Genomic DNA, 21778 nt, shown 5'->3' with positions numbered 1-21778 from the left:
CTTTGGGGGAGTCGATGGGAGATGGTGATCGCGCACTTCCGCTGACGCGCGGGCAGCTGGACATCTGGCTTTCGCAGGAAACGGGCTACGTCGGCACGGAGTGGCAACTCGGGCTCTTGGTGAAGATCGAGGGCCCGGTAGACCGTGCGGCCCTCGAGCGCGCCATCACGCAGGCGGTGGCGGAGGCCGAATCCGGCCGGGTGTCGTTCTTCGAGGTGGACGGCCAGGTTGTCCAGAAACCGATCGATTACCCGCACATCGAGCTGACCTTCCACGACCTCACGGCCTCGCCCGACCCCGTGGCGGAAGCCCGCGCGATGTCGTCGTCGATCCAGCGGACCCCGATGGCGTTGAACGGTCAGCTCTTCAAATTCGTGTTATTCCAGACACAGGCCGAAGAGTTTTATTTGTTCGGTTGCTGCCACCACATAGCAATTGATGGATTGGGTATGGCGCTGGTCTGCCGTCGGGTTTCGACCATTTATTCGGCCATGGTGGCCGGAAAACCCATTCCCGACGCCTATTTCGGATCGACGCAGGATTTGGTGAACCTGGAGGCCGAATACGAAGCGTCCGCCGAGTATCTGGAAGATCAGGAGTATTGGAGCAACAACCTTCCGCCCGAGAGCGGATGGGTCGAGCGGCCCACCGACGGCCCGCGCGGCAAGGACCATTACTCGCCGTCGGCGTCCGTCCAGTTGGACCCCTCCGTCACCACCCGGATCAAGGAACTGTCCAAGAAGCTGGGCATCCGCCGGTTCTCCGTTACCACCGCCGCCTGCGCGCTCCTGGTGCGGGCGTGGTCGGGGAGCGGTTCGGAGGTGGCCCTCGACTTCCCGGTGAGCCGGCGGGTGCGTCCGGAATCGAAGACCCTGCCCGGGATGTTCGCCGGCGTCGTGCCGCTGGTCCTGAGCACGTCCCCCACGTCGACTGTCGCCGATTTCTGCAAGCATGTCGACATCCGGATCCGGGAGTTGTTGCACCATCAGCGATTTCCGGTACACACCCTCGAAAGCGACGGGCTGAGGCAGGCCGCGACCCGGGTCGGCATCAACTTCATCCCGATGCGGCTGACCCTGGACCTGGCCGGCTCCCCGGCAACGGCCACCTACACCAACCACGGGCCCGTGGGGCATTTCAGCCTGTTCTTCCTGGGCGCGGGCGACCAGCTTTTCCTGTCCACCGCCGGACCGGGCCAGCCGTTCGCGGACTTCGGCGTCGCCGACCTCGCGGCGCGGATGCAGCAGGTGCTGGAGGAGATGACCGCCGACCCGGAGCGGTGGCTGTCCTCGATCGACCTGCTGGCCGCCGACGAGCCGGCCAGGCTCGACGAGTGGAGCAACCGGGCGGCCTTGACCGAGCCGGTGCCCGCGCCGGTGTCGATCCCGGTGGCGTTCGCCGAGCACGTGCAGGCCGCGCCCGACGCCCTGGCGGTGACCTGCTCTGCCAAGTCGTTGACCTATGCCGAACTCGACGAGGCCTCCAACCGGCTGGGGCACCTGCTGGCCGGACATGGGGTGGGGCCGGGTGACTGCGTAGCGGTGATGTTCCCCCGCTGCGCCGACGCGGTCGTGGCGATGCTCGCGGTGCTCAAAACCGGAGCCGCCTACGTGCCGATCGACCCGGCGCACTCCGCGGCGCGCATGGAGTTCGTGCTCGAGGACGCGGCGGTGAGCGCCGTGATCACCCTGGCGGATCTGCGTTCGCGGCTCGAAGGGCGTGACCTGCTGGTCGTCGACGTGCACGACCCCGCCGTCGAGACCCAGCCCCACACGGCCCTGCCCGCACCGGCCGCGGAGAACATCGCCTACATCATCTACACCTCCGGAACCACCGGAACCCCCAAAGGCGTTGCCATTCCTCATCTCAACGTCACCTGGCTGATCGAGTCGCTGGACGCCGGCCTGCCGAAGGGACAGGTGTGGACGCAATGCCACTCCGCGGCCTTCGACTTCTCCGTGTGGGAGATTTTCGGCGCCCTGCTGCGCGGCAGGCGCCTGCTGGTGGTGCCCGAGTCGGTGGCGAGCTCCCCGCAGGACCTGCACGACCTGCTGGTCGCGGAAAAGGTCAGCGTCCTCACCCAGACCCCGTCCTCGGTCGCGATGTTGCCGGCGGACGGGTTGGAGTCCACCGCCCTGGTGGTGGCCGGCGAGGCCTGCCCGGCCGACGTGGTCAACCGGTGGGCGGCGCCCGGGCGGGTGATGCTCGACGCCTACGGCCCGACCGAAACCACGGTGTGCGCGTCGATCAGCAAGCCGCTGACCGCGGGATCCGCCGTGGTGCCGATCGGTTCGCCGATCGCCGGCGCGGCGATGTTCGTGCTGGACAAGTGGTTACAGCCGGTTCCGGCCGGCGTCGTCGGAGAGCTGTACCTGGCGGGCCGCGGCGTCGGGATCGGGTACGTGCGCCGGCCCGGCCTGACGGCCTCCCGCTTCGTCGCCAACCCGTTCGGCGGTCCGGGGGCGCGGATGTACCGCACCGGCGACCTGGTCTGCTGGGGCGAGGACGGGCAGCTGCAGTACTTCGGCCGCTCCGATGAGCAGGTCAAGATCCGTGGCTACCGCATCGAGCTCGGCGAGATCCAATCGGTGCTCAAGGGCCTCGACGGGGTGGACCAGGCGGCCGTGATCGCCCGCGAGGACCGGCCCGGCGACAAGCGCCTGGTGGGGTACATCACCGGGACGGCCGACCCGGCCGCGATCCGGGCCGCGCTGGCCGACCGCCTCCCGCCGTACATGGTGCCGGCCGCGGTGGTGGTGCTGGACGCCCTGCCGTTGACCGGCAACGGCAAGCTCGACCGGCGAGCGCTGCCGGCCCCCGAATACGCCACCGCCGAATACCGCGCTCCCGGCGACGCCGTCGAGGAGCTGCTGGCCGACATCTACGCCCAGGTGCTGGGTCTGGAGCGGGTCGGGGTGGACGCGTCGTTCTTCGACCTGGGTGGCGACAGCATTTTGTCGATGCAGGTGGTGGCCCGGGCCCGCGCGGCCGGCATCCTGTTCCGGCCCCGCGATGTGTTCGTCGAGCAGACGGTTTCCCGGCTGGCCCGGGTGGCCGAGGTGGCCGCCGACGGCGCCGCCGGCGCCGGCGACGACGGCGTCGGGCCGGTCGTCGCGACCCCGATCATGCGGTGGCTTCAGAGCATCGACGGCCCCATCGAGCAGTTCAACCAGACCATGGTGGTGTCGGCCCCGGCCGGGGCGACCGAGGCCGACGTGGTGGTGGTGCTGCAGGCGCTGCTGGACCGGCATGCCGCCCTGCGGCTGCGCGCCGACGACGACGGCGCCGGCGGCTGGTCGCTGCAGGTGCCCGAGGTCGGCTCCGTGGACGCGCGCGGTTGCGTGCACGTCGTCGACGCGTTGTCCGACGAGGCGCTCGCGGAGGCACGGTCGCGGTTGAACCCGGCCGCCGGTGTCATGGTCAGTGCGGCGTGGGCGGAGTCCGCGGGCCAGCTGGCGCTGATCATCCACCACCTGGCCGTCGACGGGGTGTCGTGGCGAATCCTGTTGGAAGACTTCAACATCGCGTGGGCCCAGCACCACAACGGGCAGCCCATCGCCTTGCCGGCGCCCGGGACGTCGTTCGCCCGGTGGTCGTCGCTGCTTCAGGAGTACGCGCAACGTCCCGACGTGGTGGCCCGGGCCGACGAATGGCGGCAGGTGGCGACCACCCCGGCCGCGTTGCCGGCGGTTCAACCCGACGTCGACACGTACGTCAACGCCGGTCAGCTGTCCGTCTCGCTGGACGTGGAGACGACCCGGCTGCTGCTCGGTGAGGTGCCGGCCGCGTTCCACGCCGGCGTGGGCGACATCCTGTTGATCGCTTTCGGGTTGGCGTTCGCCGAATTCCTGGGGACCGGCGCGGCGCCGATCGGCATCGACGTGGAGGGGCACGGGCGTCAGGAGGAGCTGGCTGCGCGGGTCGACCTGTCGCGCACGGTGGGCTGGTTCACCACCAAGTACCCGGTGGCATTGAAGGGCGGCCGGCTGAACTGGTCGCAGGTGGTGGCCGGCGAGGCCGCGCTGGGCGCGGTGATCAAGGACGCCAAGGAACAGCTGCGCGCCCTGCCCGACGGCCTGACCTACGGCCTGCTGCGCTACCTCAACGCCGAGGTGGACCTGGACGGGGCCGACCCGGTGATCGGGTTCAATTACCTCGGCCGGCTCGGCGCGGGCGCCGACCTCTCCGAGGACCTGTGGCGCGTCAGCCACGACAGCCTGGCCGTTGCCGCGGTCGCCACCGCGGTGCCCATGCCGTTGGCGCACACCGTCGAACTCAACGCCGGCACCATGGACACCGAGGCCGGCCCGCACCTGCAGGCCAACTGGACCTGGGCCCCGTCGGCGCTCGACCACGAGCGCGTTAATCGCTTGAGCCAGTTGTGGTTTGAGGCTCTGTCCGGAATCTGCGCGCACGTCAAGGCCGGTGGCGGTGGGCTGACCCCGTCCGACATCGCCCCCGCGCATCTGAGTCAGCAGCAGATCGACGACCTGTGCCGGCAAGGCGGCGTCGCCGACGTGCTGCCGCTGACCCCGGTCCAGCAGGGCCTGCTGTTCCACACCGCTTTCGCGCAGGACCTCGACGACCTGTACGCGGTGCAGCTCGGGATCACCGTCAGCGGCGCCCTGGACCCGCAGCGCCTGCGCGCCGCGGTGCACACCGCCGTCAAGCGCCACCCCAACCTGGTCGCCCGCTTCTCCGAAGACTTCGGCGAGCCCGTCCAGGTCATCCCCGCCGAGCCCGAAATGGCTTGGCGCTACGTCGAATTGGACGGCGGCAACGTCGACGAGCAGGTCGAGCGGCTGTGCGCCGAGGAACGCGCCGCGGTGTGCGACCTGGCCGGCCAGCCGTCGTTCCGGGGCGCGCTTATCCGCACGGCGCCCGACCGGCACCGGGTCGTGCTCACCATTCACCACATCGTGGTGGACGGCTGGTCGCTGCCCGTGCTGCTACAGGAAGTCTTCGCCAGCTACTACGGCGAGCGGTTGCCCGCAGCCCCGTCGTACCGCAGTTTCGTCACCTGGCTGACCAGACAGGACCGCGCCGCCGCGCAGGCGGCCTGGGCCCAGGCGCTGGCCGGGTTCGAGACCCCCACCCTGGTCGGCCCGCTCGGACAGATCGGGCGCCGCGGCGTCGCCGCCTTCCATGTGCCCGCCGACACCACCCGCGCGCTGGGCGAGCTGGCGCGCTCGTGCCGCACCACCATCAGCACCGTGCTGCAGGGAGCGTGGACCCAACTGCTGACCTGGCTGACCGGCCAGCATGACGTGGCCTTCGGCACCGCGGTCTCGGGGCGTCCCACCGAACTGCCCGGCGCGGACGCGATGGTGGGCCTGCTGATCAACACCGTTCCCGTGCGGGCCGCCATCACCGCGACGACCACCGTCGCCGACCTGCTCGACCAGCTGCAGCGCCTGCACAACGACACCGTCGACTACGAGCACCTGGCGCTGCCCGAAATCCACCGGGTCACCGGACACGACCAGTTGTTCGACACCCTCTTCCTCTACGAGAACTATCCGATCGACGCGGGCGCGCTGCTGGGCGTCCACGAGCTGGCCGTCACCGACTTCAGCAGCCGGGAGTACAACCACTACCCGCTGTCCGTGGTGGCCTCCCCGGGTCACGAATTGAGCCTGCGCGTCGAGTTCGACACCGAGGTGTTCAACCCCGCCGCGATCGAGACGCTGATCGACCGGCTGCAGCAGGTCATGGTGGCCATGACCGCCGATCCCTCCCGGCGGCTGTCCGCGATCGACCTGCTCGACGCCAACGAGCACACCCGGCTGGACGACTGGGGCAACCGGCCGGTGCTGGCCGAGCCGGCACCCAAGTTGGCGTCCATCCCGGAGCTGTTCGCCGCGCAAGCGGCCCGCGCGCCCGAGGCGATGGCCATCACCGACGGTGACCGGTCCTGGACGTACGGCGAGGTCGAGGAAGCGGCGAACCGCTTGGCCCACCTCTTGGTGAGCCGGGGTGCCGGCCCAGGGGAGCGCGTCGCGGTGCTGTTCCCCAGGACTGCCGAGGCCGTCGTGGCCATCCTGGCGGTGCTCAAGACCGGGGCGGCCTACCTGCCCGTCGACCCGACGGTGCCGGCGGCGCGCATCGACTTCGTGCTCGGCGACGCGGCGCCGATCGCCGCCGTCACCACCGCGGAGGTGCGGTCGCGGCTCGACGGACAAAACCTGGACGCCATCGAGTTCGACGATCCCGCCGTCGCCTCCCAGTCCACCGACGGGCTGCCCGCGCCTTCCCCGGACAACATCGCCTACATCATCTATACGTCCGGGACCACCGGCACCCCCAAGGGCGTGGCGGTGCCGCACCGCAACGTGACTCAGCTGCTGGAATCCCTGGACGCGCAGCTGGCGCTGGGGCAGGTGTGGACGCAGTGCCACTCGCTGGCCTTCGACTTCTCGGTGTGGGAGATCTTCGGGTCGCTGTTGTACGGCGGCCGGCTGGTGATCGTTCCCGATGCGGTGGTCCGCTCGCCCGAAGAGCTGCACGCGATGCTGGTCCGGGAACAGGTCAGCGTGCTGAGTCAGACGCCGTCGGCGTTTTATGCGTTGCAGACCGCCGATTCGTTGGCCCCGGAGCTGGGCCAGCAGCTGAAGTTGCAGACGGTGGTGTTCGGCGGGGAGGCCCTCGAGCCGCACCGGTTGGGCAAGTGGCTGCACCATCATCCGGGGTTGCCGCGGTTGATCAATATGTATGGGATCACCGAGACCACGGTGCACGCCTCGTTCCGCGAGATCGTCGATGGGGATGTCGACAGCAATGCCAGCCCGATCGGCGTCCCGCTGGCCCACCTGGGCTTCTTCGTGCTGGACGGGTGGCTGCGGCCCGTGCCCGAGGGCGTGGTCGGCGAGTTGTACGTGGCCGGCCGAGGCCTGGCGCACGGATATGTGGGCCGGTCCGGCCTGTCCGCTACGCGGTTTGTGGCGTGCCCGTTCGGCGGGACCGGCGCGCCTGGACAACGTATGTATCGGACCGGGGATTTGGTGCGCTGGGGTGCCGATGGCCAGTTGCAGTACATGGGCCGCGCCGACGAACAGGTCAAGATCCGCGGCTACCGCATCGAACTCGGCGAGGTCCACGCGGCCCTGGCCGCGCTCGACGGCGTCAACGAAGCGGCGGTGATCGCCCGCGAGGATCGCCCCGGCGACAAGCGGCTGGTCGGCTACATCACGGGGACCGCCGATCCGGCCGAGATCCGCGAGCGGCTCGGCGAGCGGCTGCCGACCTACATGGTGCCCACCGCCGTGGTGGTGCTCGAGGCGCTGCCGTTGACCGTCAACGGCAAGCTCGACACCCGCGCCCTGCCCGCGCCCGAATATCAAGACGCCGATCACTACCGCGCGCCGAGCACGGCCGTCGAGGAGATCCTGGCCGGCATCTACGCCCAGGTGCTCGGGGTGGACCGCGTCGGCGTCGACGACTCCTTCTTCGACCTCGGCGGCGACAGCATCCTGTCCATGCAGGTCGTCGCGCGCGCCCGGGCGGCGGGCGTGGTGTGCCGCCCGCGCGACATCTTCGTCGAGCAGACGGTGGCTCGGCTGGCCCGGGTGGCCGGGGTGGCCACCGACGACGACGTGGTCGACGAGGGCATCGGCCCGGTGGTCGCGACCCCGATCATGCGCTGGCTGCAAAGCGTCGACGGCCCGGTCGAACAGTTCAACCAGACCATGGTCGTGCAGGCCCCGGCCGGGGTGAGCGAGGCCGACGTCGTGGTGGTCCTGCAGGCTTTGCTGGATCGGCACGCGATGCTCCGGTTGCGCATCGACGACGACGGCGCGGGGGACTGGTCGCTGCGCGTGCCGGAGGTCGGCGTGGTCGACGCCGGCGGGTGCGTGCACACCGTCGAGACGCTGTCGCACGCGGCGCTGGAAGCGGCGCGCTCGCAGCTGAACCCGGCCAGCGGCGCGATGCTGCGCGCGGTCTGGGTGCCCTCGACGGGTCAGCTGGCGTTGATCATTCACCACCTGGCCGTCGACGGGGTTTCCTGGCGAATCCTGTTGGAAGACTTGAACATTGCCTGGGCCCAGCATCACAGCGGGCAGCAGGTGGCGTTGCCGGTGGGCGGCATGTCGTTCGCGCGGTGGTCGTCGCTGCTGGCGGAGCACGCGCGCAGGCCGGAGGTCGTCGACCAGGCCGAGGCGTGGCGCCAGATCGCGTCGACCCCGGCGCCCTTGCCGGCGGCGCGCGGCGACATCGACACCTTCGTCAGCGCGGGACAGCTGTCCGTATCGCTGGACGCCGACACCACCCGATTGTTGCTGGGCGAGGTGCCCGCGGCGTTCCACGCCGGGGTCCAGGACATCCTGCTGATCGCGTTCGGGCTGGCGTGGGCGCAGTTCGTGGGCACCGGTGCGCCGATCGGCATCGACGTCGAGGGCCACGGCCGGCACGAGGAACTGGGCCCGCACGTGGACCTGTCCCGCACGGTCGGCTGGTTCACCACCAAGTACCCGGTCGCGTTGAAGGTCGGCGGGCTGTCCTGGGGACAGGTCATCGCCGGTGAGGCCGAGCTCGGCGCGCTGATCAAGGACGCCAAGGAACAGCTGCGCGCGCTGCCGGACACGCTGACCTACGGGCTGCTGCGCTACCTCAATCCCGACGTGGACATGGACGGGTCGGACCCGGTGATCGGGTTCAACTACCTGGGACGGCTGGGCGGCGCGGGCGACCTGTCCAGCGACTTGTGGCGGCTCGACCAGGACAGCCTGGCGTCGGCCGGCGCGGCGACGGCGGTGCCCATGCCGCTGCCGCACACCGTCGAGCTCAACGCCGCGACCCTGGACACCGCGGCCGGTCCGCTGCTGCAGGCCAACTGGACGTGGGCGCGGTCGGCGCTGGACGAGGTGCAGGTCGGGCGGCTCAGCGAGCTGTGGTTCGACGCCCTGAGCGGCATCTGCAGCCACGTCCGCAGCGGCGGCGGCGGCCTGACGCCCTCGGACCTGGCGCCCGCCCGGTTGACCCAGGCCGACATCGACGAGCTGTGCCAGCGCTACCCGATCGCCGACGTGTTGCCGTTGACCCCGCTGCAGCAGGGCCTCCTGTTCCACACCGGCAGCGCGCAGGGCAGCGACGACCTCTACGCCGTCCAGCTCGACATCAGCGTCAGCGGTGCGCTCGACCCGCACCGGTTGCGCGACGCCGTGCACACCATGCTCAAGCGGCACCCGAACGTGGTGGCGCACTTCCTGGAGGAGTTCGGCGAGCCCGTGCAGGTCCTCTCCGCCGAGCCGGCGCTGGCCTGGCACTACGTCGAACTCGACGCCGAAGACCTCGAACCCGAGGAGCAGATCCAGCAGCTGTGCGCCAGCGAACGCGCCGCGGTGTGCGACCTGGCGGAGCGCCCGCCGTTCCGGGCCACGTTGATCCGCACCGCCGACAACCGGCACCGGTTCGTGCTGACCAACCACCACATCGTGCTCGACGGCTGGTCGAAGCCGCTCCTGCTGCAGGAGATCTTCGCCGCCTACTACGGCGTGCAGCTGCCCGCCCCGGTGCCGTACCGCAAGTTCGTCGCCTGGCTGGCCGCGCAGGACCGCGGCGCCGCCCAGGCGGCCTGGAAGCGGGTGCTCGCAGGGTTCGACACCCCGACCCTGGTCGGCCCGCCCGGCCGGATGAGCCTCGGGCCGCGGACCGTTTCCTCCTTCCAGGTGTCGGCGGAGACCTCCCGGGCGCTGGGCGAACTGGCCCGGTCGTGCCACACCACCGTCAGCACAGTGCTGCAGGCCGCCTGGGCGCAGCTGCTGATGTGGCTGACCGGCCAGCACGACGTGACCTTCGGGACGGCGGTCTCGGGCCGCCCGACCGACCTGGCGGGCGCGGACCAGATGGTGGGCCTGCTGATCAACACGGTGCCGGTGCGGGCGACGATCGGCGCGGAAACCACGATCGCCGACCTGCTAAATCAGCTGCAGAGCGCCTACAACGACACGCTCGAGCACCAGCATTTGGCGCTCAACGAGATCCATCGTGTAACGGGACACGACCAATTATTCGACACCATGTTCGTGTATGAGAACTATCCGATCGACACCGCCGCGCTGTCGGCTGTCGATGAACTGGCGATCGATGGCTTCACCAACCGCGAATACAACCATTACCCGCTCTCTGTCCAGGCCGTTCCAGGTCACGAAATAGCTCTTCGCGTCGAATTCGATACAGAAGTCTTCGAGACGGGCAGAATCGAGAGGTTGATCGAGCGGTTCCGGCGGGTGCTGGAAGCCATGACCGCAGATGTGGAGGAGCAGTCATGACCGTCGGTGCAGGGCGGCGATTGTTGTCGATCGACTTGCTGGATGGCGGCGAGCACGACCGCCTCGACGAGTGGGGCAACCGGGCGGTATTGACCGCACCGGCCGCGGGGGCGGTGTCGATTACGGCGTTGTTCGGCAAGCAGGTCGCGCGTGTTCCCGAGGCTCCGGCGCTGACCTTCGAGGGTCGCTCGTTGACCTACTCCGAACTCGACGAGGCCGCGAACCGGCTGGCGCACCTGCTGGCCGATCACGGCGCGGGTCCGGGTGCGTGCGTGGCGCTGCTGCTGTCGCGGTCGGCCGAGGCGATCGTGTCCATCCTTGCGGTGCTCAAGACCGGGGCGGCCTATCTGCCGATCGACCCGGCGGTCCCGGCCGCGCGGATGGAGTTCATGCTCGGCGACGCGGCGCCGGTCGCGGCGGTCACCACGGCCGAGTTGCGCTCGCGGCTGGACGGATTCGACTTGCTGGTCGTCGACGTCGACGACCCGGCGGTGCAGGAACAGCCGAGCTCGGGGCTCCCGGGACCGGCGCCCGAGGACATCGCCTACACGATCTACACCTCGGGCACCACCGGAACCCCGAAGGGCGTGGCCGTCACCCACCAGAACGTCACCCAGTTGCTGAAGGCGCTGCCCGCCGACCTGCCCAAGGCCGGCGTCTGGTCGCAGTGGCACTCGCTGGTCTTCGACGTGTCGGTGTGGGAGATCTGGGGTCCGCTGCTGCATGGCGGCCGGCTGGTCGTGGTGCCCGAGTCGGTGGCCGGCTCGCCCGACGACCTGCACGCGCTGCTGGTCGCGGAGAAGGTCACCGTGTTGTGCCAGACCCCGTCGGCGGTGGGCATGCTGTCGCCGGACGGCTTGGACTCCACCGCGCTGATCGTGGCGGGCGAGGCCTGCCCGTCCGAGGTGGTCGACCGGTGGGCGCCGCGTCGGGTGATGATCAACGCCTACGGCCCCACCGAGGGCACGGTGTACGCGTCGATGAGCGCGCCGCTGAAGCCGGAGTCGGGGGCGCCGCCGATCGGCTCGCCCGTGCCGGGGGCTGCGCTGTTCGTGCTCGACAAGTGGCTGCGTCCCGCGCCGGAGGGCGTCGTCGGTGAGCTCTACATCGCCGGTCGCGGTGTCGCGACGGGCTACGTGCGCCGGCCCGGGCTGACGGCCTCGCGGTTCGTCGCCTGCCCGTTCGGCGCGCCGGGCGCGCGGATGTACCGCACCGGCGACCTGGTGCGCTGGGGCGCCGACGGCGAGCTGCAGTACCTCGGCCGCGCCGACGAACAGGTCAAGATCCGCGGCTACCGCATCGAGCTCGGCGAAATCCAGACGGCCCTCGCGGGGCTGGACGGCGTGGAGCAGGCGGCCGTCATCGCCCGCGAGGACCGGCCCGGCGACAAGCGCCTGGTCGGTTACATCACCGGGATCGCGGACCCGGCCGAGATCCGCGCCCGGCTCGGCGAGCGGCTGCCCTCGTACATGGTGCCCGCCGCCGTCGTGGTGCTGGACGCGCTGCCGCTGACCGTCAACGGCAAGCTGGACAAGCGTGCGCTGCCCGCGCCCGAGTACCACAAGACGAGCGGTGAATACCGCGCGCCCACCACGGCCGTCGAAGAGACGCTGACCGCCATCTACGCCCAGGTCCTCGGCCTGGAGCGGGTCGGTGTCGACGACTCCTTCTTCGACCTGGGCGGCGACAGCATCCTGTCCATGCAGGTCGTCGCCCGTGCCCGCGCGGCCGGCGTGGTGTGCCGCCCGCGCGACGTGTTCGTCGAGCAGACGGTGGCCCGGCTGGCCCGGGTGGCCGGCGTGGCCTCCGACGACGACGTCGTCGACGAGGGCCTCGGCCCGGTGGCCGCGACGCCGATCATGCGTTGGCTGCAGCAGGTCGACGGCCCGACCGACCAGTTCAACCAGACGATGGTGGTGCAGGCCCCCGCGGGCGTCACGCGCGACGACGTGCTGGTGGTGCTGCAGTCGCTGCTGGACCGCCACGCCACGCTGCGCCTGCGCGTCGACGACGACGGCGCCGGCGGCTGGAAGATGCACGTCCCCGAGGTCGGCGCGGTCGAGGCCGCCACCTGCGTGCACACCGTCGACGCGCTGTCCGACGCGGCGCTGGTGGCGGCGCGCTCGCAGCTGAACCCCGCCGCGGGGACCATGCTCCGCGCCGTCTGGGCGGAATCCACCGCCCAGCTGGCGTTGATCATCCACCACCTGGCCGTCGACGGCGTGTCGTGGCGGATCCTGTTGGAAGACCTGAACATCGCGTGGGCTCAACACCACGGCGGGCAGCCGGTGGCGCTGCCGACGGGCGGGACATCGTTCGCCCGGTGGACGGCGATGCTCGAGGAGCACGCCCAGCGCCCCGAGGTGGTCGCCCAGGCCGAGGCCTGGCGGAAGGTCGCGTCGACCCCGGCGTTGTTGCCGGCGGTGCGCCCCGACGTCGACACCTACGAGACGGCCAAGCAGCTGTCGGTGTCGCTGGACGTGGAGACCACCCGGTCGCTGCTGGGCGAGGTGCCCGCGGCGTTCCACGCCGGCGTGCAGGACATCCTGCTGATCGCGTTCGGGCTGGCGTGGGCGCGGTTCGTCGGCACCGGCGCCCCGATCGGCATCGACGTCGAGGGCCACGGCCGCCACGAGGAGCTGGGCCCGCACGTGGACCTGTCCCGCACCGTGGGCTGGTTCACCACCAAGTACCCGGTCGCGCTGACCGTCGGCGAGCTGGACTGGGAGCAGGTGATGGCCGGCGACCGGGCGCTGGGGGCGCTGGTCAAGAAGGCCAAGGAGCAACTGCGTGCCCTGCCCGACCCGCTGACCTACGGGCTGCTGCGCTACGTCAACACCGACGTCGACCTGGACGGGTCGGACCCGGTCATCGGCTTCAACTACCTGGGACGACTGGGCGCGGCCGCGGATCTGCCCGGCGAGATGTGGCGGATCAGCCAGGACAGCCTGTCGTTCACCGGCGCGGCCAGCGCCGCGCTGCCGATGCCGTTGATGCACACCGTCGACCTCAACGCCGGGACCATGGACACCGAGGCCGGCCCACACCTGCAGGCCAACTGGACGTGGGCGCCCTCGGCGCTGGACCACGAGCAGGTCAGCCGGCTGAGCCAGTTGTGGTTCGAGGCGCTGGCCGGCATCTGCGCACACGTGCGCAGCGGCGGCGGCGGGCTCACCCCGTCGGACATCGCGCCCGCGCGGCTCACCCAGCAGCAGCTCGAGGACCTGTGCCAGCAGTACGCGGTCGCCGACGTGTTGCCGTTGACCCCGCTGCAGCAGGGGCTGCTCTTCCACGCCAGCTTCGCGCACGACCTCGGCGACGACGTGTACGCGGTGCAGCTCGGCATCACCGTGACCGGCGCCCTCGACGCGCACCGGTTGCGCGAGGCCGTCCACACCGTCGTCAACCGGCACCCGAACCTGGCGGCCCGGTTCTGCCCGCAGTTCGGCGAGCCCGTGCAGGTCATCCCGGCCGACCCGGTGATGGCGTGGCGCTACATCCAGCTGGGCGCGGACGACCTGGATCCCGACGAGAAGATCGAACAGCTCTGCGCCGCCGAGCGCGCGGCGGTCAGCGACCTCGCCAACCGGCCGGCCTTCCGCGCCGCGTTGATCCGGACCGCCGACAACCGGCACCGGTTCGTGCTGACCAACCACCACATCGTGATGGACGGCTGGTCGCTGCCGATCATGCTGCGCGAGATCCTGACCAGCTACTACGGCGAGCGGTTGCCCGCACCGGCGACGTACCGCAGCTACCTGACCTGGCTCGCCGCCCAGGACCGCACGGCCGCCCGTGCCGCGTGGGCCGAGGTGCTGGCCGGCTTCGAGGAGCCCACCCTGGTCGGTCCGCCGGCGCGGTGGGGCCTCGGGCGGCGGGGCGTCGAGTCCTACCGGCTACCCGCGGAAACCACCCGGGCGCTGGGCGAGCTCGCCCGCACCTGCCACACCACGATCAACACCGTGTTGCAGGGCGCCTGGGCGCAGCTGCTGATGTGGCTGACCGGCCAGCACGACGTGGCCTTCGGCACCGCGGTCTCCGGCCGCCCGGCCGATCTGGTCGGCGCCGAATCGATGGTGGGCCTGTTGATCAACACGGTCCCGGTGCGCGCCAACATCACCGCGGCAACCACCGTGGTCGAACTGCTGCAGCAGCTGCAGAGCGCCCACAACAACACGATCGAGCACGAGCACCTGGCGCTGAACGAGATTCACCGCGTCACGGGGCACGACCAGCTGTTCGACACGCTGTTCCTATACGAGAACTACCCGATCGACACCAGCGTGCCGTTGGGCTTCCACGAGCTGGCGATCACCGACGTCACCAACCGCGAGTACAACCACTACCCGCTCTCGGTGATGGCGCTCCCCGGCCGCGAACTGGGTCTGCGCGTCGAGTTCGACACCAGCGTGTTCGACACGGCCGGCATCGAGTCGCTGATCGAGCGGTTCCAGCGGGTGCTGGCGGCGATGACCGCCGACTCCAGCAAGCGGCTGTCCGCGATGGACGTCCTGGACGTCGACGAGCGCGGCCGACTGGACGCGTGGGGCAACCGGTCGGTGCTGACCGCGCCGGTTGGCGCGACGGCGTCGATTACGGCCCTGTTCGCCAAGCAGGTGGCCCGCACGCCGCATGCGGTGGCGCTGACGTTCGAGGGTCGCTCGATGACCTATCGCGAACTCGACGAGGCCGCGAACCGGCTGGCACACCTCCTCGCCGAGCATGGCGCCCGCCCGGGTGAAAGCGTGGCGCTGCTGTTCTCCCGTTCGGCCGACGCGATCGTGTCCATCCTGGCGGTGCTCAAGACCGGGGCGGCCTACCTGCCGATCGATCCGGCGGTTCCCGCGGCGCGGATCGAGTTCGTCCTCGGCGACGCGGCGCCGGTCGCCGCGGTCACGACCGCCGAGTTGCGGTCGCGGCTGGACGGCTCCGACGTGGTGGTCGTCGATGTCAACGACGCGTCGGTGGCGGAGCGGCCCGCAACCGCGTTGCCCGGACCGTCGTCCGACGACGTCGCCTACCTGATCTACACGTCGGGCACCACGGGTGTGCCGAAGGGCGTGGCGGTCACGCACCACAACGCCACCCAGCTGCTGGAGAAGTTGCACGCCGACATCCCGGACCCGGGCGTGTGGGCGCAGTGGCACTCGTTGGTCTTCGACGTCTCGGTGCACGAGATCTTCGGCGCGCTGCTGCACGGCGGCCGGCTGGTCGTGGTGCCCGAATCGGTCGCCGGTTCGCCGAAGGACCTGCACGCGTTGCTGGTCGAGGAGAACGTGACCGTGCTCAGCCAGACCCCGTCGGCGGTGGGGATGCTCTCACCGGAGGGGCTGGAGTCGACGGCCCTGGTGGTGGCCGGTGAGGCCTGCCCGCCCGAGGTGGTGGATCGGTGGGCGCCCGGCCGGGTGATGATCAACGCCTACGGCCCGACCGAGGGCACGGTTTACGCGGCGATGAGCGCGCCCCTGGGCGCGGACAGCGGAGCGCCGATCGGCGCCCCGGTGCCCGGGGCGGCCCTGTTCGTTCTGGACAAGTGGCTGCGGCCGGCGCCGGAGGGCGTCGTCGGAGAGCTGTACATCGCCGGTCGCGGCGTGGCGATGGGCTACGCGCGCCGGGCCGGTCTGACGGCCTCGCGCTTCGTCGCCTGCCCGTTCGGGGCGCCGGGGGCGCGGATGTACCGCACCGGCGACCTGGTCCGCTGGGGCGCCGACGGGCAGCTCCAATACCTGGGTCGCGTCGACGAACAGGTCAAGATCCGCGGCTACCGCATCGAGCTCGGCGAGATCCAGGCGGCGCTGGCCGGCCTGGACGGGGTCGAGCAGGCGGCGGTGATCGCCCGGGAGGACCGGCCCGGTGACAAGCGGCTGGTGGGCTACATCACCGGGACCGCGGACCCGGCCACGATCCGCGCCCAGCTGGGCGAGCGGCTGCCGGCCTACATGGTGCCGGTCGCGGTGGTCGTGCTGGACGCGCTGCCGTTGACCGTCAACGGCAAGCTCGACAAGCGCGCCCTGCCTGCCCCCGAGTACCAGAAGACCGGTGGCGTGTACCGTCCGCCGGCCACGCCGGTGGAGGAGACGCTGGCCGACATCTACGCCGGAGTCCTCGGCTTGCAGCGGGTCTCGGTCGAAGACTCCTTCTTCGACCTGGGCGGCGATTCGCTGTCCGCGATGCGGGTGATCGCGGAGATCAACACCGCCCTCGACACCAACCTCTCGGTGCGCACCCTGTTCGAGGCGCCGTCGGTGCGACGCCTCGGCCAGCAGGCCGAACGCGACGCCGGCAGCGAGGACGAAGCCGAGGGCGGCGGAGCCACCTTCGCGTCCGTCCACGGTCGCGACGCCACCCAGGTGTACGCGAGCGATCTGAAGCTGGACAAGTTCATCGACGCGGAGACGTTGAACGCCGCGCCGGCGCTGCCGGGCCCGAGCTCGGAGGTGCGGACCGTCCTGCTGACCGGGGCGACGGGCTTCTTGGGTCGGTACTTGGCGTTGCAGTGGCTCGAGCAGCTGGAGCTGGTGGACGGCAAGCTGATCTGCCTGGTGCGGGCCGGCTCCGACGAGGAGGCCCGCCAGCGGCTGGAGAAGACGTTCGACAGCGGCGACCCGCGGTTGTTGCGGTACTTCCAGGAGCTGGCCGCCGACCACCTGGAGGTCATCGCCGGTGACAAGGGCCAGGCCAACCTGGGGCTGGACGAGCAGACGTGGCAGCGGCTGGCGGACACGGTCGACCTGATCGTCGACTCGGCGGCCCTGGTCAACGGTGTGCTGCCGTACAGCGAACTGTTCGGGCCGAACGTCGCGGGTACCGCCGAGCTGATCCGGGTGGCGCTGACCACCAAGATGAAGCCGTTCGCGTATGTGTCGACCTCCGATGTCGGCCGCCAGATCGACCCGGCGGCGTTCACCGAGGACGCCGACATCCGGGTCATCAGCCCGATCCGAAAGATCGACGGCAGTTACGCCAACGGCTACGGCAACAGCAAGTGGGCCGGCGAGGTGTTGCTGCGCGAGGCCAACGACCTGTGCGGGCTGCCGGTCTCGGTGTTCCGGTCCGACATGATCCTGTCCGACACCAGCTACGCCGGGCAGTTCAACCTGTCGGACATGTTCACCCGCATGGTGTTGAGCCTGGTGGCGACCGGCATCGCGCCGCGTTCGTTCTACCAGCTGGACGCCGACGGTAACCGGCAGCGCGCGCACTTCGACGCGCTCCCGGTGGAGTTCGTCGCCGAGGCGGTCACCACGCTCGGCAGCCAGGTGGTCGAGGGGTTCGAGACCTATCACGTGATGAACCCGCACGACGACGGCATCGGCATCGACGAGTATGTCGACTGGCTCATCGAGGCCGGTTACCCGATCGAGCGGATCGACGATTTCAGCGAATGGTTGCAGCGGTTCGAGGCCGCGCTGCGCGACCTGCCGGAGCGGCAGCGCAAGCACTCGGTCCTGCAGATGTTGCAGGTACCCGGCTACAACCAGTTGCAGGCGCCCGAGCCGGCCAACGGGTCCTTCGCCCCGACCGACCGGTTCCGCGCCGCCGTGCAGGAAGCCAAGGTCGGTGTCGAGAGCGACATCCCGCACATCACGCCGGCCGTGATCGTCAAATACGTCACCGACCTGCAGTTGCTCGGCCTGCTATAACCTTCACACTCGGTTCGGGACGGTCCGCATGGGCCGTCCCGAACCGCATGCCCGGTTTCGGGGGCTGAAACATCCTTCTCGTATGTTTTGACCCTTGTTACAGGATTGCTGTTAAGCGGCGAGGACTTTTTCGAAACCCCTAGCGCACGTACCTGCGCTCGATTAATCTTTCGGATTGTTGCACTTATGTTGACTAAGTTGGTGGAGAAACTGTGTGCGTCGGACCGTTCGATGAGGACATCCGGGGCTCCCTCTTAGTCGGCGACGGGCGGCAACCGGGGCGAGGATCCGCACGCGGACTGCGATGCGTGCGTGCGCCCCAGCACGCGGAACCGAACGGGCATTGCGGAGGGTTCGGTCGAGCGGCAGCAGTCAACCGGGGGTTTGAACGGTGAACCTCACGGTTGGGAAGTTGGATGCAGCTTGGTGAGCAAGCACTTCCGCTTACTCGCGGCCAACTAGACATCTGGCTGGCGCAGGAGACGGGCCACTCCGGCACGGAGTGGCAGATCGGCCTCTTCGTCAGGATCGACGGCCGGGTTCAACGTGACGCCCTGAAGTGGGCGATCCGCCAAGCGGTCCAGGAAGCCGAACCGACCAGGGTCTCGTTCGTCGAAAGCGACGGGCAGGTCTTCCAACGGGCCATCGACTACCCCGACGTCGAACTGGCCTTCCACGACCTGAGTGGATCCCGGGACGCCGTCGGGGAAGCCCGGCGGATGGCGCTTTCGATTCAACGGACGCCCATGCCGTTCGACGGCCCGCTGTTCAGGTTCGCGCTCTTTCAGACCCGTGCCGACGAATTCCACCTGTTCGCCTGCTGCCACCACATCATCATCGACGGAACCGGCGTCGCGCTCGTCGGTCACCGCATCGCCTCCATCTACTCGGCCATCGTCTCCGCCGCCCCCATCCCGCCTGCGGTGTTCGGCTCGCTGCGGGACCTGGTCGACTGCGAGTCGAAGTACGAAGCCTCGGCCGACTACCGCGGCGACGAGGCCTACTGGGCCCGCAACCTGCCGGCGAACGACCCGGGGCCGCAGCGGGCGCCGCGCGAGCGCGACCCCTGGCCGTCCGCACCGGTGGCCTTGAACCCCGGCGTCCTTCGCCGGGTCAACAAGCTGTCCCAGGTGTGGGGCGTTTCGCAGACATCGCTGATCACCGCGGCGTGCGGGCTGCTGGTGCGGGGCTTTCGCGGTGACGGCTCCGAGGTCGTCCTCGACTTCCCGGTCAACCGCCGGGTGCGCCCCGAATCGAAAACGCTGCCGGGAATGGTCGCCGGCGTGGTGCCGCTCGTCTTGCGAATCTCGCCGGAGCTCACCGTCGCCGAGTTCTGCCGGCAGGTCGACGCACGGATCAGGGAAGCCGTTGCACACCAACGTTTTCCGGTGCAAGCGCTGGAGCGCAGGATGCGCGGCCCGGGCGGGCCACCCGAACGGGTGAGCGTCAACTTCATTCCGTCCGCGTTCACCCTGCCCTTCGGCGGTGTCACCGCCTCGGCGTCGTACACCAACTCCGGCCAGGCAACCGGTTTCGGGTTGATCTTCTCCACCGACGGTGACCAGCTGTTCCTCAGCACGGCCGGCGCGTGGGAGCCATTCTCCAGCTTCGACGCCGCCGACCTGGCGCGACGTTTGGAACGGGTGTTGGTGGCGTTGACCGCGGACACGACGCGGCGGTTGCTGTCCATCGACGTGGTCGAAGAGTCGGAGCGGGTGTGCCTGGCCGGCTGGGGTAACTGGGCGGCCATGGATCGGCGCGCGCTCCCGGAACGGTCCATTCCGCAGCTGTTCGGCGTGCAGGTGGAGCGGGTTCCGGGGGAGGTGGCGATCGCATGCGAGGGCCGCTCGTGGTCCTACCGACAGGTCGATGAGGCGTCGAATCGGTTGGCGCGGTTGCTGATCGGGTGCGGTGTGGGTCGCGGGGACCGCGTCGGGCTGCTCGCCGAGCGCTCCGGGGAGGCGGTGATCGCGCTGCTGGGGGTGTTGAAGGCGGGGGCGGCCTACCTGCCGATTGACGTCGGGTTGCCCGTCGGGCGGGTGGAGTTCATGCTCCGCGACGCTTCGCCGGTGGCGGTGATCGTCGGTCCGGGGTTGCGGCCGCGGCTGGGTGGATTCGACGGCGCGGTGGTGACCCTTGACGACCCGGCGATCCCGGTGCAGTCGTGTGCGGGGCTGGTGGGCCCGGACGCCGACGACGTGGCGCACGTGATCTACACGTCGGGAACCACGGGGGTGCCCAAGGGCGTGGCGGTCACGCATCGCAACGTGGCGCAACTGTTCGAGGCGCTGGCCGGCGGCGGCTTGCTGGGGCCGGGACAGGTGTGGAGTCAATGCCACTCGCTGGCATTCGACTTCTCGGTGTGGGAGATCTGGGGCGCGTTGTTGCACGGGGGCCGGTTGGTGGTGGCACCCGATGGGGTCGCGCGGTGCGGCGATGACTTGCGGGCGTTGGTGATTCGCGAGCGGGTGAGCGTGCTCACCCAGACGCCGTCCGCGGTCGGGGTGCTGTCGCCACAGGGCGTCGGCGCGGCCCTGGTGGTGGGGGCCGAGCCGTGTCCGGCGCAGGTGGCGGATCGGTGGGCGCCCGGCCGGCTGATGGTCAACGTGTACGGGCCGACCGAGACCACGATGTGGGTGTCGAAGAGCGCGCCGTTGGTGGCCGGTTCGGGATCGCCGGCGATCGGTTCGCCGGTGGCCGGGGCGGCGTTGTTCGTGCTGGACGGGTGGCTGCGGCCGGTGCCGGCCGGCGTGGTCGGCGAGCTGTACGTTGCGGGGGCCGGGGTCGGCGTCGGGTATCTCGGCCGGGCGGGGCTGACCGCGTCGCGGTTCGTGGCGTGTCCGTTCGGCGGGACGGGCGCGCGGATGTATCGCACCGGGGATCTGGTGTGGTGGGGTCCCGACGGCCAGTTGCGGTACGCGGGGCGGACCGACGAGCAGGTCAAGATTCGCGGCTACCGGATCGAGCTGGGTGAAATCCAAAGCGCGCTAACGGGTTTGGCGGGCGTGGAGCAGGCGGCGGTGATCGCCCGGGAGGACCCCGGCGGGGACAAACGGCTGGTCGCCTACGTCACCGGCAGCGCGGACGCCGGTGTGGTGCGCGCCCAACTCGCCGAGCGGTTGCCGGTCTACATGATCCCGGCCGCGATCGTCCCGCTGGCCGCGCTGCCGCTGACCCTCAACGGCAAGCTCGACACGCAGGCCCTGCCCGCGCCCGACTACCCCGGTCAGGGCTACCGCGCCCCCACCAATGCCGTCGAGGAGATCCTCGCCGGCGTGTACGCGCAGGTTCTCGGCCTCGGCCGGGTCGGTGTCGATGACTCCTTCTTCGATTTGGGCGGGGATTCCCTGTCGGCGATGCGTCTGGTCGCCGCGGTGAATACCAGCCTGGATAGCACCCTTTCGGTGCGTGCGCTGTTCGAGGCGCCGACGATCCGCCAACTGGCGCCCCGGCTCGACGAGGGCGAGGGACGGCTGGCGCGAGTGGTGCCCGGCCCCCGGCCCGCGGTGGTGCCGTTGTCGTTCGCCCAGAGCCGGTTGTGGTTCCTCGATCAGCTGCACGGTTCTTCGCCGGTGCACAACATGGCGGTCGCACTGCGCCTGAGCGGACGGCTGGACGCCGAGGTGCTGGGGGCGGCGCTGGCCGACGTGGTGGCCCGGCATGAAAGCCTGCGCACGATCTTCGTCGCGCCCGAGGGGAACGCCCGGCAAGTGGTTGTCCCCGTCGGGCAGGGTGATTTCGGTTGGCAGATCGTCGATGCGGCTGGGTGGCCGGACCACCGGTTGGCGGAGGCGGTTGAGTCGGCGGCGTGTTATTCGTTTGATTTGGCTGTGGAGATTCCGTTGCGGGCGACGGTTTTTCGGGTGG

Annotated in this window: 3 protein-coding genes; all 3 read left to right on the top strand. The window is 70.2% G+C overall.

From position 1 onward, the window contains the following. Window positions 1-14 precede the first annotated feature (14 nt). A complete protein-coding gene (locus WU80_RS13670) occupies window positions 15-10268 on the top strand; it encodes a non-ribosomal peptide synthetase (protein ID WP_055403183.1) in 10254 nt (3417 codons plus the stop codon). Beyond that, on the top strand, window positions 10265-17911 hold the full coding sequence (locus WU80_RS13665; RefSeq protein WP_055403182.1) for a non-ribosomal peptide synthetase: 7647 nt from the start codon (window positions 10265-10267) through the stop codon (window positions 17909-17911). Before WU80_RS13670 ends, WU80_RS13665 begins: the two co-directional genes overlap by 4 nt. Before the next feature lie 416 nt (window positions 17912-18327). Further along, a partial coding sequence (locus WU80_RS13660; protein WP_055403181.1) for a non-ribosomal peptide synthetase occupies window positions 18328-21778 on the top strand: 3451 nt, incomplete at its 3' end.

It is taken from the genome of Mycobacterium sp. UM_11 (genome assembly GCF_001414075.1).
In the GTDB taxonomy this organism is placed as follows: domain Bacteria; phylum Actinomycetota; class Actinomycetes; order Mycobacteriales; family Mycobacteriaceae; genus Mycobacterium.
The sequence above is the reverse complement of the archived record's forward strand: the minus strand, read 5'-3'. Positions and strand labels throughout refer to the sequence as shown.